This window comes from Marinobacter sp. EN3 (genome assembly GCF_000475315.1).
GTDB classification, from domain to species: Bacteria; Pseudomonadota; Gammaproteobacteria; order Pseudomonadales; family Oleiphilaceae; genus Marinobacter; species Marinobacter nauticus.
The window spans coordinates 459,278-475,314 of the sequence record NZ_AXCC01000001.1 but is presented as its reverse complement, the minus strand read 5'-3'; the positions used below and the strand labels follow the sequence as shown (position 1 = coordinate 475,314).

12 protein-coding genes and 4 tRNA genes are annotated in these 16,037 nt (G+C 56.4%); 13 read left to right on the top strand and 3 right to left on the bottom strand.

Going from position 1 to position 16,037, the window contains the following annotated elements; all coding sequences use genetic code 11:
• Positions 1-40 precede the first annotated feature (40 nt).
• Positions 41-901, bottom strand: coding sequence for a bifunctional methylenetetrahydrofolate dehydrogenase/methenyltetrahydrofolate cyclohydrolase FolD (gene folD, locus Q675_RS21700; protein ID WP_014421154.1), 861 nt, complete (start codon positions 899-901; stop codon positions 41-43).
• A 222-nt stretch (positions 902-1,123) separates the two neighbouring features.
• Between folD and Q675_RS21695 the strand changes: the two genes are divergently transcribed.
• From Q675_RS21695 to Q675_RS21655, 10 genes are all read left to right on the top strand, one after another.
• Positions 1,124-1,200: transfer RNA gene (locus Q675_RS21695), tRNA-Pro, on the top strand.
• Positions 1,201-1,232: 32 nt separating this feature from the next.
• A tRNA-Arg gene (locus Q675_RS21690) sits at positions 1,233-1,309 on the top strand.
• 88 nt (positions 1,310-1,397) lie between these two features.
• Positions 1,398-1,473 (top strand) — tRNA-His (locus Q675_RS21685).
• 65 nt (positions 1,474-1,538) lie between these two features.
• Positions 1,539-1,623 (top strand) — tRNA-Leu (locus Q675_RS21680).
• 218 nt (positions 1,624-1,841) lie between these two features.
• The gene (gene tig, locus Q675_RS21675) at positions 1,842-3,146 is read left to right on the top strand and encodes a trigger factor (RefSeq protein WP_023010464.1); all 1,305 of its coding nucleotides are present in this window, start codon (positions 1,842-1,844) and stop codon (positions 3,144-3,146) included.
• A gap of 163 nt (positions 3,147-3,309) precedes the next feature.
• A complete protein-coding gene (clpP, locus tag Q675_RS21670) occupies positions 3,310-3,945 on the top strand; it encodes an ATP-dependent Clp endopeptidase proteolytic subunit ClpP (RefSeq protein ID WP_011785318.1) in 636 nt (211 codons plus the stop codon).
• 76 nt (positions 3,946-4,021) lie between these two features.
• Positions 4,022-5,305: an ATP-dependent Clp protease ATP-binding subunit ClpX gene (clpX, locus tag Q675_RS21665; RefSeq protein ID WP_011785317.1), complete on the top strand. Its 1,284-nt coding sequence runs from the start codon at positions 4,022-4,024 to the stop codon at positions 5,303-5,305.
• 175 nt (positions 5,306-5,480) lie between these two features.
• On the top strand, positions 5,481-7,898 hold the full coding sequence (gene lon / locus Q675_RS21660) for an endopeptidase La (RefSeq protein ID WP_023010462.1): 2,418 nt from the start codon (positions 5,481-5,483) through the stop codon (positions 7,896-7,898).
• A 237-nt stretch (positions 7,899-8,135) separates the two neighbouring features.
• Positions 8,136-8,408 carry an HU family DNA-binding protein gene (locus tag Q675_RS0118955; protein ID WP_008174603.1) on the top strand — a complete coding sequence of 91 codons (273 nt, stop codon included), beginning with the start codon at positions 8,136-8,138 and terminating at the stop codon, positions 8,406-8,408.
• A gap of 158 nt (positions 8,409-8,566) precedes the next feature.
• Entirely contained in the window at positions 8,567-10,420 is a 1,854-nt protein-coding gene (locus Q675_RS21655) for a SurA N-terminal domain-containing protein (RefSeq protein ID WP_023010460.1), read from the top strand.
• Positions 10,421-10,474: 54 nt separating this feature from the next.
• Here the strand turns inward: Q675_RS21655 and Q675_RS21650 are convergent, their stop codons facing one another.
• Positions 10,475-11,347: a MurR/RpiR family transcriptional regulator gene (locus Q675_RS21650; RefSeq protein ID WP_023010459.1), complete on the bottom strand. Its 873-nt coding sequence runs from the start codon at positions 11,345-11,347 to the stop codon at positions 10,475-10,477.
• Positions 11,348-11,554: 207 nt separating this feature from the next.
• Here Q675_RS21650 and zwf point away from each other — a divergent pair, with 207 nt between their 5' ends.
• The 3 genes from zwf to Q675_RS21635 are packed head-to-tail and all read left to right on the top strand — an operon-like array spanning position 11,555 to position 14,433.
• Complete coding sequence (gene zwf, locus Q675_RS21645) at positions 11,555-13,030, top strand: glucose-6-phosphate dehydrogenase (protein WP_023010458.1); 1,476 nt, start codon at positions 11,555-11,557, stop codon at positions 13,028-13,030.
• Positions 13,023-13,736 carry a 6-phosphogluconolactonase gene (pgl, locus tag Q675_RS21640; protein WP_011785312.1) on the top strand — a complete coding sequence of 238 codons (714 nt, stop codon included), beginning with the start codon at positions 13,023-13,025 and terminating at the stop codon, positions 13,734-13,736. Before zwf ends, pgl begins: the two co-directional genes overlap by 8 nt.
• A 49-nt stretch (positions 13,737-13,785) precedes the next feature.
• Positions 13,786-14,433 carry a bifunctional 4-hydroxy-2-oxoglutarate aldolase/2-dehydro-3-deoxy-phosphogluconate aldolase gene (locus tag Q675_RS21635; RefSeq protein ID WP_011785311.1) on the top strand — a complete coding sequence of 216 codons (648 nt, stop codon included), beginning with the start codon at positions 13,786-13,788 and terminating at the stop codon, positions 14,431-14,433.
• Between the two features lie 77 nt (positions 14,434-14,510).
• Here the strand turns inward: Q675_RS21635 and pyk are convergent, their stop codons facing one another.
• Positions 14,511-15,959 carry a pyruvate kinase gene (gene pyk, locus Q675_RS21630; RefSeq protein ID WP_011785310.1) on the bottom strand — a complete coding sequence of 483 codons (1,449 nt, stop codon included), beginning with the start codon at positions 15,957-15,959 and terminating at the stop codon, positions 14,511-14,513.
• Between the last annotated feature and the right edge of the window lie 78 nt (positions 15,960-16,037).

The following is a 16,037-nucleotide window of genomic DNA, read 5'->3' as shown; positions in this document are numbered from 1 at the left end:
GGGGTTGCCCCCGCTGACGAAGAATTCGCGGGATGGCGCGTCAGGTGTCGGCGTGCAGCACGTTGGCAGCGTAAAGGGTGTTTTCCAGCAGGGTGGCAATGGTCATGGGGCCGACGCCGCCCGGTACCGGGGTGATGTAAGCCGCACGCTCTGCTGCAGCGTCAAAATCGACATCGCCACAGAGTTTGCCGTCATCCATCCGGTTAATGCCCACATCAATGACGGTGGCGCCCGGTTTGACCCACTCGCCCTTGATGATGCCCGGTTTGCCCACTGCGGCCACCAGGATGTCTGCTTCCCCGACAAATTTCTCGAGATTGTCGGTAAATCGATGGCATACCGTTGTCGTGGCTCCTTTTAGCAGCAGTTCCATGCTCATGGGGCGACCGACAATGTTGGAGGCCCCGACAATAACTGCGTGCTGGCCTTTGTAGGGGGTGCCAATGGAGTCCAGCAGGGTGATGACGCCTGCCGGTGTGCAGGGCCGCAGGGTAGGCTTGCGCTGCATCAGGCGGCCGATGTTGTAGGGGTGAAAGCCATCTACGTCCTTGTCGGGCCGTATCTTTACCAGAATCGGATCAGCATCCAGGTGCGAGGGCAGGGGCAGTTGAACCAGTATGCCGTCAACGGCGGGGTTCTCGTTCAGCTCGTCAACCAGCGCTTCCAGTGCCGCCTGGGAGGTGTCTTCCGGTAAATCATAGGACAGCGACAGGATGCCTGCCTGTTCGCAGGCCTTGCGTTTGTTGCCAACGTATACCTGGGAGGCCGGATCGTGACCGACCAGTACCACGGCCAGGCCTGGCGCTCTCAGGCCCTTCTGTTTTCTGGCTTCGACCCCGGCGGCCACCTGTTGCCGGACCTGGGCAGCAATTTCTTTTCCATTAATCAGTTTGGCGCTCATGTTTCCGTCTTGTCGGTTTGGGCGTAAGGAAGTGAAGGCCGGGCATTGTCTCATGCTTCAGGGTTAACGCCAATGTGGAGGGAGCGGTCGGGAACTCCTGTGGTTTCGAGTGGTCTCTTATAGAGCTGTCTCGGCAAGGAATTTTCAATTCCGTGTTGACGGACGCGATCGGCGCCGGTAATATGCGCGCCAACTTTGCTGAGGCACTTGTTGTTCAGTTAACGGGGTATAGCGCAGTCTGGTAGCGCGCCTGCTTTGGGAGCAGGATGTCGGGAGTTCGAATCTCTCTACCCCGACCACTTTCTGGATATTCAGGTGGGCGAACGGTCAAGCGCCCGTAGCTCAGCTGGATAGAGCATCCGCCTTCTAAGCGGATGGTCGCAGGTTCGAGTCCTGCCGGGCGCGCCATCTCGTTAATCGCAGATTGGTACCGGACTCGCCGAACCAGCAAAGTTGAAGTAAGCAGTAGTGTGCCGATAGGCACATCCCTGATGTGGTGGACGTAGCTCAGTTGGTAGAGCTCAGGATTGTGACTCCTGCGGTCGAGGGTTCGAACCCCTTCGTCCACCCCACTTTTCCCCTTGTTTGTTTCCGAGCACCCTGATTCCCTGTTATGGTTCAGAGCTGCGCCGGATATGCGAGAGTGGCGGAATTGGTAGACGCACTGGATTTAGGTTCCAGCGGGGCAACCCGTGAGAGTTCAAGTCTCTCCTCTCGCACCACCCTTTCTTTTTTCTGATTTGTCCCCATTGTGTTCCCGTACCGCGTTGTCAGGCGCGTCTCAAACTCATATTCAGGGTGGCCGGGTGATTCTCTCGGCGGGGCAAACCGTGATAAACTACCGGCTTTTAATTTTGCGTCCCTTTGGAGTGAGCTGCTCCTGCCGGGATTTTGGTTTAATTTTCATTCACCTACAGAATCTGTAATTTGAGGAACTTCCATGCAAGTGTCTGTTGAAACGACCTCCAACATCGAGCGTCGCATGACGATTGGTGTGCCCGCCCAGGAAATCGACCAGGCGGTTCAGAAACGCCTGCAGGAAACTGCTCGCACCGTGCGCCTGAACGGTTTCCGCCCTGGCAAGGTTCCCATGAGCGTGGTCAAGCGTCGTTTTGGTGACAGCATCCGCCAGGAAGTGGTTGGCGAGGCTATGCGCGACAACTACATCAAGGCGCTGCAGGAGCAGGATATCAATCCGGCTGGTTGGCCCAAGTTGGAGCCGAAGACCATGGAAGAAGGCAAGGATCTCGAGTTTGTCGCGATTTTTGAGGTTCTGCCGGAAATTGAGCTGGGTGATCTGAGCAAGATCAACGTTGAGAAGCCGGTGTCTGAAGTTGCCGACAAGGATATCGACAATATGATCGATAACCTGCGTCGCCAGCAGGCCACCATGAAAGAGGTCAAGCGCAAGTCCAAGAACAAGGACATTGTGACTATCGACTTCAAAGGCTCTATCGACGGTGAAGAATTCGAAGGTGGCTCTGCTGAAGGCCATCGTCTGACCCTGGGCTCTGGCCAGATGATCCCCGGTTTCGAGAAAGGCATCGTGGGCGGTAAAGCCGGCGAAGAGCTGGAAATCGATGTCACTTTCCCTGAGGACTACCATAACGAAGACCTGGCGGGTAAAGATGCCAAGTTCGCGATCACTATCCACAAGGTAGAAGAGCCGCAGCTGCCGGAGCTGGATCAAGAATTCTTCAAGCGTTTCGGCATCGAAGCTGAAGACGAAGTCGCTTTCCGCGAGGAAGTGAAGAAGAACATGGAGCGCGAGCTCAAGCAGGCAGTATCCAACAAGGTCAAGAACGACGTTGTAGATGGTCTGCTGGAGACTACCGAGCTGGAAGTACCTGCGGCTCTCGTTGACCAGGAAATTGATCGCCTGCGTCAGGACGCCGTTCAGCGCTTTGGCGGGCAGGTGGATTTCCAGCAATTGCCGAAGGAAATCTTCGAAGAGCAGGCGAAGCGTCGCGTGAAGACGGGTCTGCTGTTCCAGGAAGTGGTCAAGAAAAATGACCTGAAGGCTGACGAAGCGAAAGTGGAAGAAAAGATCCAGGAGATCGCTTCTACGTATGAACAGCCGGACGAGGTTGTTGCACACTTCAACAGCAATCCGGATCAGAAGGCCCAGGTTGAGTCTTCTGTGCTGGAAGATGCCGTGGTTGATTTTGTGCTTGGCGCGGCCAAGGTAAAAGAGAAGAAGATGAAGTACGAGGAAGCGGTGCAGGCCGGTCAGCCCCAGCGCTGATGGCCGCCGGGCTCTGGCCCGGTGCCGTGTTCTGGAAGCAGCCGGCGTGTCCGGCTGTTTTCATCTGGGCGATCTGCTGGCAGAGTATATGGGGTACCGGAATACAACGGGCTCCCGTTGAAGCAGGAGTCCAAACCATTGTCCATAAGGAGTTCAGGCGCACATGACGCAGAAACCGTTTGATGGCCCTACAATGATAACCAGCTCAGGCCTGGTGCCGATTGTTATTGAACAGACGGCACGCGGCGAACGTTCGTTCGACATTTATTCCCGTCTGCTCAAGGAGCGGGTGATCTTTCTGGTTGGCCCGGTTGAAGATCACATGGCAAACCTCGTGGTTGCCCAGTTGCTGTTCCTGGAATCCGAAAATCCGGACAAGGATATCCATCTTTATATCAACAGTCCGGGTGGCTCCGTTTCCGCCGGCATGTCCATTTACGACACCATGCAGTTCGTGAAGCCGGACGTAGCAACGCTTTGCATCGGTCAGGCAGCCAGCATGGGTGCTTTCCTGTTGTCGGGTGGCGCGAAGGGCAAGCGTGCCTGCCTGCCACACTCCCGTGTAATGATTCATCAGCCGCTGGGCGGCTATCAGGGGCAGGCGACGGACATCGAGATCCATACCCGTGAGATCCTGAAAATCCGCAACACGCTCAACGAGCTGCTTGCGGAGCACACGGGTCAGGACATCGAGACCATCGCCCGGGATACCGACCGTGATAATTTCATGGATCCTGCCCAGGCCAAAGAGTACGGGTTGATCGATACAATACTTGATAAGCGCGTATCGAATAAATAATACTGAAAGTCATCGCATCACTACCGGCCGGCGTACACACTGATGACACCGGCCAACGAAGAACAGAGGTATTTCAATGGCAGATGAAAGAAACGGCAGAGGCGACGATAACGGCAAGTTGCTCTACTGCTCGTTTTGTGGAAAGAGCCAGCATGAAGTCCGTAAGCTCATTGCAGGGCCCTCGGTGTTCATCTGCGACGAGTGCGTTGATCTGTGCAATGACATTATCCGGGAAGAGATTCAGGAGAACGCCCCGGAGGAGGCCAGCGACCGCCTGCCCACGCCGGCAGAGATCCGTGAGACTCTGAATGAATATGTTATTGGCCAGGATCGCGCCAAGGTCGTTCTGTCTGTAGCGGTGTATAACCACTACAAGCGCCTTCGCTACGGCGAGGGCAAGAGTGATGTCGAGCTGGGCAAAAGCAACATTCTGCTGATCGGTCCCACCGGTAGCGGTAAGACCCTGTTGGCGGAAACCCTTGCGCGCATGCTGAATGTTCCGTTTACCATCGCGGATGCGACCACGCTGACCGAAGCAGGCTATGTGGGTGAAGATGTTGAAAACATCATCCAGAAACTGCTGCAGAAGTGCGACTACGATGTCGAAAAGGCCCAGCGCGGTATTGTCTACATCGACGAGATCGACAAGATTTCACGCAAGTCCGATAACCCGTCCATTACCCGGGATGTATCGGGTGAGGGTGTTCAGCAGGCTTTGCTGAAGCTGATCGAGGGTACTGTCGCTTCGGTTCCTCCTCAGGGTGGGCGTAAACACCCCCAGCAGGAATTCCTGCAGGTGGATACCGGTAACATCCTGTTTATCTGTGGCGGTGCCTTCGCCGGCCTCGACAAGGTTATCCAGGAACGCTCTGAGCGCAGTTCCATTGGCTTCTCGGCTACAGTCAAGAGCCAGGACGACAGCAAGAGCACTGGCGATATCATTCGCGAAGTCGAGACCGAGGATCTGGTGAAGTTTGGCCTGATTCCGGAATTCGTCGGCCGTCTGCCTGTGGTGGCCACGTTGACCGAACTGGATGAAGAAGCACTGGTGCAGATTCTGACCGAGCCCAAGAACGCCCTGACCAAGCAGTATCAGAAGCTGTTTGATATGGAAGGGGTGGAGCTGGACTTCCGGGAAGACGCCCTGCGCGCAGTGGCCAGAAAAGCCATGGAGCGCAAGACCGGTGCCCGTGGTCTGCGGTCGATAATGGAAGCGACCCTGCTGGATACCATGTATCAGATTCCCTCTGAGCATGATGTCTCCAAGGTGGTGATCGATGAGAGTGTGATCAAGGGGGATTCAGAGCCCTTCAAGATCTACGCCAGCAGCGATCACGCCAAGGCGGTGCCCGAAGACTGAACGGGCACAGGGCGTAGAATACTGGGTAATATAAAAGGGGCGTTCAACGCCCCTTTTTCATCTCAGGCCCATATCGTTTGCTCCCTGATATTTCCCATCGTAAAAAGATTGCAATTTTTGTCAGCGCCCCAATGTTGGGTGATATGCTGAAAGAAATACTGTCAGAGGATTCCCCATGACCCGTATACCTGATGAAACTGTGCACGAATACCCGCTGCTTCCTTTGCGTGATGTGGTGGTGTTCCCGCACATGGTGGTTCCGCTGTTTGTGGGCCGCGAAAAATCCATTCAGGCGCTGGAAGCGGCAATGGAGGGCAGCAAGGAAATCCTGCTGGTAGCCCAGAAAGATGCCTCCACCGACGAGCCGGGCCCGAAGGATGTGTTTGCCATGGGCACCCTGGCGACCGTGCTGCAGATGCTTCGGCTGCCGGATGGCACCGTCAAGGTTCTGGTAGAGGGTAATTCCCGAGCCAGCATTTCTGACATCGAGGAAGGCGATTACCTGTCCGGCCAGGCCATTCTGATGGATGAGGAATCCTTGCCGGAGCGCGAGGAAGACGTCCTCACCAAGACCCTGATGGACGAATTCGAGAAGTACGTGAAGCTGTCCAAAAAGGTGCCATCTGAGGTTTCCAATGCCTTGACCGGCATCCACGAGATTGAGCGTCTGGTCGATACCATGGCCGCGCATCTGGAGATGCGGATTCCCGAGAAACAGGAGTTGCTGGAAGCTCTGGACGTTCGTAAGCGGGTTGATCTTTTGCTGGGCAAGCTGGACGGTGAGATTGATCTGATCGAAGTGGAGAAGCGCATCCGTGGCCGTGTGAAAAAGCAGATGGAGCGCAGTCAGCGCGAGTATTACCTGAACGAGCAGATGAAAGCGATCCAGAAGGAAATGGGCCAGCTCGGTGAGGGTAATAACGATTTCGAGGAACTCGAGCAGAAGCTTGAGGAAGCCGGTCTGCCGGAAGAGGCCCGGAAGAAAACCGAAGCAGAGCTGAACAAGCTCAAGATGATGTCTCCGATGTCCGCGGAAGCTACCGTGGTGCGCGGCTACATTGACTGGATGCTGGCGGTCCCTTGGAAGAAGCGCAGTCGGGTTCGTCACGACCTTGAAAAGGCCCGTGAAATCCTGGACCGGGATCACTACGGCCTGGACGAGGTGAAGAAGCGTATTCTGGAGTATCTGGCGGTTCAGAGTCGGGTCAAGAAGGTGAAAGGGCCTGTGCTTTGCCTGGTAGGGCCTCCCGGGGTTGGCAAGACCTCCCTTGGCCAGTCCATCGCCAAGGCTACCAATCGCAAATACACCCGCATGGCGCTGGGTGGTGTGCGTGACGAAGCCGAGATACGAGGCCACCGTAAGACTTACATCGGCGCGCTGCCGGGCAAGTTGTTGCAGAAGCTTTCCAAGGTGGGTGTGAAGAACCCGCTTTTCCTGTTCGACGAAATCGACAAGATGGGCATGGACCATCGTGGCGATCCGGCCTCGGCTCTGCTTGAGGTGTTGGACCCGGAACAGAACCATACGTTCAATGACCACTACCTGGAGGTCGATTACGACCTCTCTGATGTGATGTTCGTGTGTACCTCCAACTCCATGGATATTCCACCGGCACTGCTGGACCGCATGGAGATCATCCGGATTCCCGGATACACCGAAGATGAGAAGGTCAATATTGCGTTGCGTTACCTTCTGCCCAAGCAGCTCAAGGCCAATGGTCTGCGCAAGGACGAACTGAAACTGCCGGAAGAGACCATTCGGGACCTGATCCGCTACTACACTCGGGAAGCCGGTGTACGGGGTCTTGAGCGCGAAATCGCCAAGATCTGCCGTAAGGTGGTGCGTGAGCACGTAGAGAGCAGCACCAAGGCCTCGGTGACCCTGACGCCGGATCTTCTGGAGGATTACTCAGGCGTCAAAAAGTTCAAATACGGACTGGCAGAAGAAACCAACCAGATCGGACAGGTGACCGGTCTGGCATGGACCCAGGTCGGGGGCGAGCTGTTGACCATCGAGTGCGCTTTGACGCCAGGTAAGGGTCGTGTCGTTAAAACCGGCTCGCTGGGTGACGTTATGCAGGAATCCATTCAGACGGCACTTACAGTGGTCCGGAGCAGGGCGGCCGGCCTGGGTGTGGCGGATGATTTCCACGAAAAACACGATCTTCACGTGCACGTACCAGAGGGGGCAACCCCGAAAGATGGCCCGAGTGCCGGTATTGGCATGTGTACAGCACTGGTTTCTGCACTGACCCGAATTCCCGTTCGGGCGGATGTGGCGATGACCGGTGAAATCACCTTGCGAGGTCGCGTTCTGGCGATCGGCGGCTTGAAGGAAAAGCTGCTGGCAGCCCATCGCGGCGGCATCAAGACTGTCATTATCCCGGATGAAAATGTCAGGGATCTCAAAGAGATACCGGCCAACATCAAAGAATCGCTGGAGATTCGTCCGGTCAAGTGGATTGATGAGGTTCTGGATATTGCGCTGGCTTACCAGCCGGATCCCCGGGCTGAAAATGCTGACAAGGAAACCGGCAAATCGGCCACTTCTGATGATTCCGGCGACGCTGCAGAGCGCATAAATACACATTAAACACCGGATGAGTTGTTGACACGCCTGAGAGCCCGTTGGTATAACTGTTTCGCCGTGAAGCAGCCAATACCAAGGGCTCCCGCGCAGTAAGTGCCTATTCCGAACACCGGTTTAATGCCGCAAGGAAAAAAAAACTGAAGAATGGAATTCTCCCATCGCTTATGCGATAGTCGAGAACGTCCGCGAAAAAACAAACCGACCTATAACATCTTCAACCTGAAATCGAAGGGGTTTAGTGTGAACAAGTCCGAACTGATCGATGCAATTGCAGAGTCCGCAGACATCTCCAAAGCCGCAGCTGGCCGTGCGCTGGATGCCATGACCAACTCAATCACCGGTGCACTGAAGAAAGGCGACCAGGTTACCCTGATCGGCTTTGGCACCTTCTCTGTGAAAGAGCGTGCTGCCCGTACTGGTCGCAACCCGCAGACTGGTGCAGAAATCAAGATTCCGGCCTCTAAAGTGCCTGGATTCAAGGCAGGCAAGGCCCTGAAAGACGCCGTTAAGTAACGGTTCTTTCTCTGGCAGTTCCCGGTTTCGGGAGCTGCCATCAGAATTCAAGGCGCATTCCGGTAAGGGTGCGCCTTTTTGCGTGTTAACGGTGGCTCACTCAGCTTTCGCCTCACCACTACCAACAGCAGAACCTTGAACAGGGATTCGAGAACAACATGCTTCAAGATATTCGGGATAACGCCCAGAGTACGATCGCCAAGGTTATCGTTGGCCTATTGATTATTTCCCTCTCGATCTGGGGAATGGATGCCATCATTGGCGGCTTCACTGGCGAGCCAGAAGTGGCAACGGTTAACGGCCAGGACATCACCGAGCGGGAGTTTCTGCGTACCGTACAGATGGAAAGTCAGCAGCGCCTGATGCAGATGGAAAATCCGGATCAATCCCTGCTGGATGAGGATCAGATTCGTCGTGACGTACTGGACGCGCTGATACAGGAGGCCGTGCTCACCCAGGATGCCCAGAGCCAGGGGCTGGAGCTGACCGATGCCGACATCGATTCCCTGATAACCCAGATGCCCCAGTTTCAGATTGACGGCCAGTTCAATCGCGACCGTTTTGTAGCCACAGTGCGCAACCTGGGTATGGGAGTTGCCGAGTTCCGCGAAAGCATGCGCAAGAACTACGTGGTCAACCAGATTCGTGCGGCGATCGTCCAGACTGGTGTTGTAGCACCTGAGAATGCAGCCCATTTGCTGGCCATTCAGAATCAGACCCGTGACTTCCGCGTGCTGATGCTCGATGGCAGCAGCGTCCAGGACCAGGTGGATGTGACCGAGGCCGAGGTACAGGCGTACTACGACGAGAACCGTGACCAGTTTCGTCAGCCAGAGCAGGTGGATGCTGCCTACATTACCTTGTCCCAGGGGGCGTTGGCGGAGTCCATTGAGGTCGCCGAAGATGAATTGCGGGCCTATTACGAGGAGCGTGCTGAAGAATACGCACGGGAAGAGCGCCGTGCCGCTCACATTCTTGTAGAGGCCGGTGATGACGGGCAGGAGACTCTCGCAACCATCCAGCAGCGTCTTGCAGACGGTGAATCGTTTGCAGCCCTGGCCGAGGAATATTCGGTTGACACCGTATCTGCGCAGGAAGGTGGTGATCTTGGTTTTGCTGGCCGAGGTGTCTACGACGAAGCCTTTGAAGAAGCCCTGTTTGCCCTGGATGAAGGCGAAGTGTCTGGCCCGGTTGAGACCAGCTTTGGTATTCACCTGATCAAACTGGAAGACGTACGTCGTTCCGATGTGCCTGCGTTTGGTGAGTTGCGTGAAGAGCTGCGACTGGAGTTGGCCAGAACCAAGGCCAGTGAGCGTTTTGCGGAAGTTCGCTCGCAATTGGCTGATGCGGCCTACGCTGCCGACGATCTTGCCGGCCCGGCCGAAGAGCTGGGTCTGGAAATTCGGGTGGTCGAAGGTGTCAGCAGGGACGGAGGTGCAGCACCCTTTGATCATGCGGGTCTGGTACGTCAGCTGTTCTCCGAAGATGTACTTGAGGGTGGCTACAACACCGAGCTGATCGACGTGGGTGATAACGTATCGGTAGTTGCCCGGGTGCGCGAGTATCATGAACCGCGCCAGTTGGCGTTGGCTGATGTGGAGCCGGAAATTCGTCGGATTCTGGAGAGAACCGAAACGCGGGAAGCGCTGGCAGCCCGTGTTGATGAGCTCGTGGCTCAGCTTGAATCCGGTACCAGTGCCGAGGATCTGGGCGTCGGTGAATGGCAGCAGTTTGAGAATCAGGGCCGGAATGGCTCTGGCCTGAGCCCGCGCGTGGTTCAGGAAGTGTTTTCAATGGCTCGCCCGGATGGTGAAACGCCAACCGTTGGGCGTGCCGTAGCGGCCGACCAGGCTGCTGTCATTGTCCTGACCGGCGTCAACGAAGGTGAGGTTGATCAGGAAGGTGCGGAATACCAACAGCTGATGCGTTTCCTGGCACAGTTGGAGGGGCAGCGTGAATACACCGCCTACCAGCAGTACCTTCGCAATACAGCTGAGGTTGAGCGGAACTGATTTGCTATAGACCTCAAAAGAAAGCCCCCTTTCGGGGGCTTTTTTGTGAGCGGTTCATTCTTTCGGGTATCGGGTAGCTTTCAGACTTTCCTTGATTTTCTTGAGATGGCCCAGAAAATCCGATCCACGTTTCAGCGTTACACCGGTTGCGAGGATGTCGATGACCGTCAAATGAATAATTCTGGAAGACATGGGCATATACACTTCTGTGTCTTCCGGGGTTGTGACGCCAACCACCACCGTACAGAACTCCGCAAGAGGGGATTCCGGGTTTGTTATACCAATAACCGTTGCGCCGTTCTCTCGCGCCACTCTGGCGATATCAACGCTTTCCTTGGTTCGGCCGGTGTACGAGATCATCACGATCACATCTCCGACCTGCGCCCCTGCCGCTACCATTCTCTGCATGAGAGCGTCGTCGTATGAGGTTACCGGAATGTTGAATCGAAAAAACTTGTGCTGGGCATCGAGTGCGACCGACGCGGAGCCGCCCATGCCAAAAAAGTGGATCTGTTTTGCCTGGATAAGATAGTCGATGGCCGAAGCTAGCGCTTTGTGATCGAGTGACTGGCGGGACTTATCCAGGTTGGCAATGGTGCTGAGCATGATTTTGTCAGCGAATTCAGCCACGGTGTCGTGGGGCTCTATATTCTGGCCGACATAGGGTGTTCCTGTCGCAATGCTCTGTGCTAATCGGATCTTGAAATCCGGGAAGCCCGTCGCTGAAAAACTCCGACAGAATCGGTTTACAGTAGGTTCGCTGACATTGGCCGCCCGGGCCAGGGCTGCAATGCTGTACCGCGTTGCAGCGCTGGGGTCCTTAAGAATCGCTTCTGCCACTTTGCGCTCGGACTTGTTCAGATTATCCAGGCGTTCCTGAATATCTTCCAGCAGATTCTCTTCCCGGTGCGCGTGACTGGTTGTCATGAATGGATGCTCCGTTGATCTCTTGGGGGCCGAATCATCTAAGAACTCGGGAGTATACCGTTTTATTGGTGTGTTTGCGGTAGTCAACGTGTCATAACGTGGTTTTCCGAGGGCTGGGAGTCAGCAGTTTGACGGTTTTTTTTCTAAAACTACTACTTCCTGTTAATGTGAATGAAGTGGAGCGGCAAATCATGGAGGGCGCGACTCATGGTAAAGAACGCGAATGCCCCGTGTGACCTGATGCTTTTTGGCGCCTTGGGTGACCTGGCTCAGCGTAAACTCTTCCCTGCGTTGTATCAGCTGGAGCGCGCGGGCTTGCTCGCGCAGGGCAGTCGCATTCTGGCGATTGCGCGCACGAAGGCAACAACAGCGGACGTCCGGGAGCAACTGTTTGAAAAGCTTCGCTATCATGTGAAAGACCGTGAGTTTGATGCTGGTGTTGCGAATGCATTTCTGCAGCGGGTGGATTACCTGTTGCTGGATTTCACAGATCCTGAGGGCTATGGGGCTCTGCGTGAGTGGCGGGATGAACCCAACAACGAACTCATCGTCTATATGGCCACGCCGCCTTCGATGTATGGCGTGATTGCCCGCAATATGAAAGCGACCAGTTGTTGTAATGAGAAAACCCGGGTGGTGGTGGAAAAGCCTATTGGCCACGACCTTGAGTCTTCCCGGGTCATCAACGATGAGCTTGGAGAGGTCTACCACGAAAACCAGTTGTTCCGGATTGATCACTATCTGGGTAAGGAGACCGTGCAGAACCTGATTGCCCTGAGATTCGCCAACAACCTGTTTGCCTCCCAGTGGGACCAGAATCATATCTCTCACGTTGAAATTACCGTCGCGGAGAGCGTCGGTATAGAAGGGCGCTGGGGCTATTTTGATCAGGCCGGTCAGATTCGCGACATGATTCAGAATCACCTGCTGCAGTTGCTGTGCCTGATGGCGATGGATCCGCCTGCCGACCTGTCAGCGGATAGTATCCGGGACGAGAAGGTAAAGGTACTCAAGGCGCTGAAGCGGATTACCCCGGACATGATGGACCGGTACGTCGTGCGTGGTCAGTACACTGCAGGCACCAGCAATGGCAAGCCGGTTCCGGGTTATCTGGAGGAGGAAGATGCCAACAAGGGCAGTGCCACCGAAACCTTCGTGGCCCTGAAGGCTGAGATCGACAACTGGCGCTGGTCTGGCGTGCCATTTTACATCCGCACAGGCAAGCGACTACCGGAGAAGCTTTCCCAGATCATCATCCATTTCAAGCCCGCGCCTCACTACATTTTTGACCCGGACCAGAAGCATTTGGCCAACAACAAACTGATTATCCGCTTGCAGCCAGATGAGGGAATGGCACTGAAAATCCTCACCAAGGATCAGGGTCTGGATAAGGGGATGCGATTGCGGCAGGGGCCGTTGGAGCTGACCTTCTCCGAAACCTTTGAAGCGGAGCGCATTCCGGATGCCTATGAGCGTCTGCTGTGGGAGGTGATGAAAGGTAATCAATACCTTTTTGTTCGCAGGGATGAGGTGGAATACGCCTGGCGCTGGGTCGACGAGATCATCGCTAACTGGCGAGACAGTGGCGAACCGCCCAAGCGATATGCCGCCGGCACCTGGGGCCCGGTTGCCTCCATTGCCATGATCACGCGGGATGGGAGGAGCTGGTATGAGGATGCCTGACATTCGCTTGCCAGAGGGGGTCGGGTTCCACGCCGACGATAATGCCGGGCGCGTGGCCCGGGCCTTGGCCTCGACCGTCGCTGATGTGCTCGCCAGTCGTCTTGAGCAGGCGTCCAGGGCCAGCCTGGTGGTGTCCGGAGGCTCTACGCCTTTACCCTTCTTCAAGGCGTTGTCCGACGCGGATCTGGACTGGTCCAGAGTGGATGTTGTGCTGGCGGACGAGCGCTGGGTGCCGGAGGGCGACCCTGCCAGTAACACAACCCTGGTCAGAAACAATCTGTTAGTGGGCAGGGCTGCGAAAGCCCGTTACCTGGCACTGAAGCAGCCGGGGGAAATTCCGGATCAAGGATTGGAGGCAGTTCGGCAGGCGCTTTCGGTGCTGGTTCTGCCGGTGGATGTGGTGATTCTGGGAATGGGCAATGACGGTCATACCGCTTCGCTGTTTCCGGATGCGCCTGAGCTGCCTGAAGCCATGGATGAGTTCAATACTGGTCTGGTAGCGGCGATGACACCCGAATCCCAGCCTCAGCCCAGGGTGACGCTGACCCGGGCGGTACTGGCGCAAGCGCGCTTTACCGCGCTGCACCTGAAAGGGGAGGACAAGCTGGATACACTCAGAAGGGCGTGTTCGGCCCTGGATGATGTATTTGCCATGCCGGTGCGGGCCTTCCTGAAACCCGGCCTGGAAGTGTTCTGGAGCCCGTGACGGCGCGTTGCTTGTCTGGTCCCGCCGCTAACTGCTTTAGGAGATCACCATGAATCAATTGTCGGACTATCATCGCGAGCGGGTGCAGGCCGTTCTGGCAGCCTCACCTCTGGTGCCTGTGATTGCGATCAAAGACCCGGACGATGCCATCCCGCTGTGCCGTGCGCTGGTAGATGGAGGTATCCGGGTACTTGAAATCACCTTGCGCACCGAGCATGGAGTGCGTGCCATTGAAAAGGTCAGGAAAGCCATTCCCGAAGCCTGGGTTGGTGCAGGAACGGTTACCAGTATTGCCCAGTATCGACAGGTGGAGTCTGCTGGTGCGCAGTTTGTGATTACCCCCGGGGTTACTGAGGCCATTCTGGAGTTCGGTGTTACCTCCGAGGCACCGCTGTTGCCAGGGGTTTCGACGGTGTCCGAGCTGATGATGGGGTATGCGTTGGGCTATCGGGAGTTCAAGTTTTTCCCGGCGGAAGTGGCAGGGGGTATCCCTGCGCTTAAGGCCTTCAGCGGGCCATTTCCCGACGTCGTCTTTTGTCCGACGGGTGGCATTAGCCGGCAGACAGCCAGAGACTATCTGGCGTTGCCGAATGTCCGTGCTGTTGGTGGGTCCTGGCTCACGCCGGCAGAGGCCATTGCCGGTAAAGACTGGCCGGCAGTGTCGGATATTGCCAGGGGAAGCCTGGGCGACCTTTAAACCGGTAAACACACAACCCACCGCCGTGGTGGGTTTTGTTTGTCTGGCCGAAGGCTGTGCCAAGCGCTGCTTGGCGGCTAGCGGATATCGCTGCCAACGCGCACGATTTTCATAGTGTTGGTGCCGCCCTGAGCGTTGACGTAATCCCCTTTGGTAATCACCACCAGATCGCCTTCGCCGACTACGCCGCGTCTGCGCAGTTGTTCCACGGCCTCAGCATTGGTCTGCTCATTGGCAATCCGGGCCGAATCGAAGGGTATGGTCTGTACGCCGCGGAAAAGAACCACCCGGTGCTGGGTGGAGTGATGGCGCGACAGAGCAAAGATCGGCAGGCTGGATTTGATGCGGGACATCAGTCTGGGAGTGGCGCCCGTTTCAGTCATGCAGATGATGGCACGCACACCCTGCAGGTGGTTGGCGGCGTACATGGCAGACAAAGCGATGGCTTCGTCGACCCGCTCCATGCTCTCGTGAATCCGGTGTTTGGACTGGTGCATGGAGGGATGCCGTTCGGCGCCCAGGCAGATGCGTACCATGGCCTCTACCGCTTCTTTCGGATAGTCACCTACTGCCGTTTCGGCCGACAGCATGACCGCGTCGGTGTAGTCCATTACGGCATTCGCGACGTCGGACACCTCGGCCCGGGTGGGCATCGGGTTGGTGATCATCGATTCCATCATCTGGGTCGCGGTGATTACTGCCCGGTTCAGTACCCGGGCGCGGGCGATGATGTGCTTTTGAACCGCTACCAGTTCGGCATCGCCAATCTCAACCGCCAGGTCGCCCCGAGCGACCATGACGGCGTCTGAGGCGAGGATGACCTCATCCAGAGCCTGGTCGTCGTGTGCCAGCTCCGCCCGCTCAATTTTGGCTACCAGGCCTGCTTCCGAGCCGGCTTCGCTCAGCAGTCTGCGTGCGATGTGCATATCTTCGGCGGTGCGCACGAATGAGACGGCGACATAGTCCGCGCCCAGTTTGGCGGCGGTGACAATGTCCTGCTTGTCTTTCTCGGTCAGTGCTTCGGCAGATAGCCCTCCGCCGCGCTTGTTCAGGCCTTTGTTGTTGGATAATGGGCCGCCAATAAGCACCTTGGACGTAATGCTGTGCTCGTCTACCGACATCACTTCCATCTCGATGCGGCCGTCGTCCAGCACCAGGATGTCGCCCGGAGCAACGTCTTCAATCAGTTGCTCGTAGTCGATGCCCACCCGCTCTGCGTTGCCGGCATTCTTGTCCATGCTGGCGTCGAGAACGAAGGTTTGTCCGGCTTCCAGGAATACCTTGTTATCGGAGAACCGCGCGATGCGCAGCTTGGGGCCCTGAAGGTCGGCAAGAAGAGCAACAAAGCGGCCCTCTGCTGCAGCGGCTTCGCGAACCTGGCGGGCCCGGGCCATGTGCTCTTCGGCGCTGCCATGGGAGAAATTCAGGCGAGTCACGTCAACGCCGGCCTTGATGATGGCGGCAAGTGACTCCGGTGTGTCTGTGGCGGGGCCGAGCGTGGCGACAATTTTCGTGCGCCTGAGCATATGTGGGTGTCCTTATTCCGGGTTCGCCGGTATGGTCGAAGAGTCGACAGTGCCAGCGGTCAATGAAAACGGGTGCCA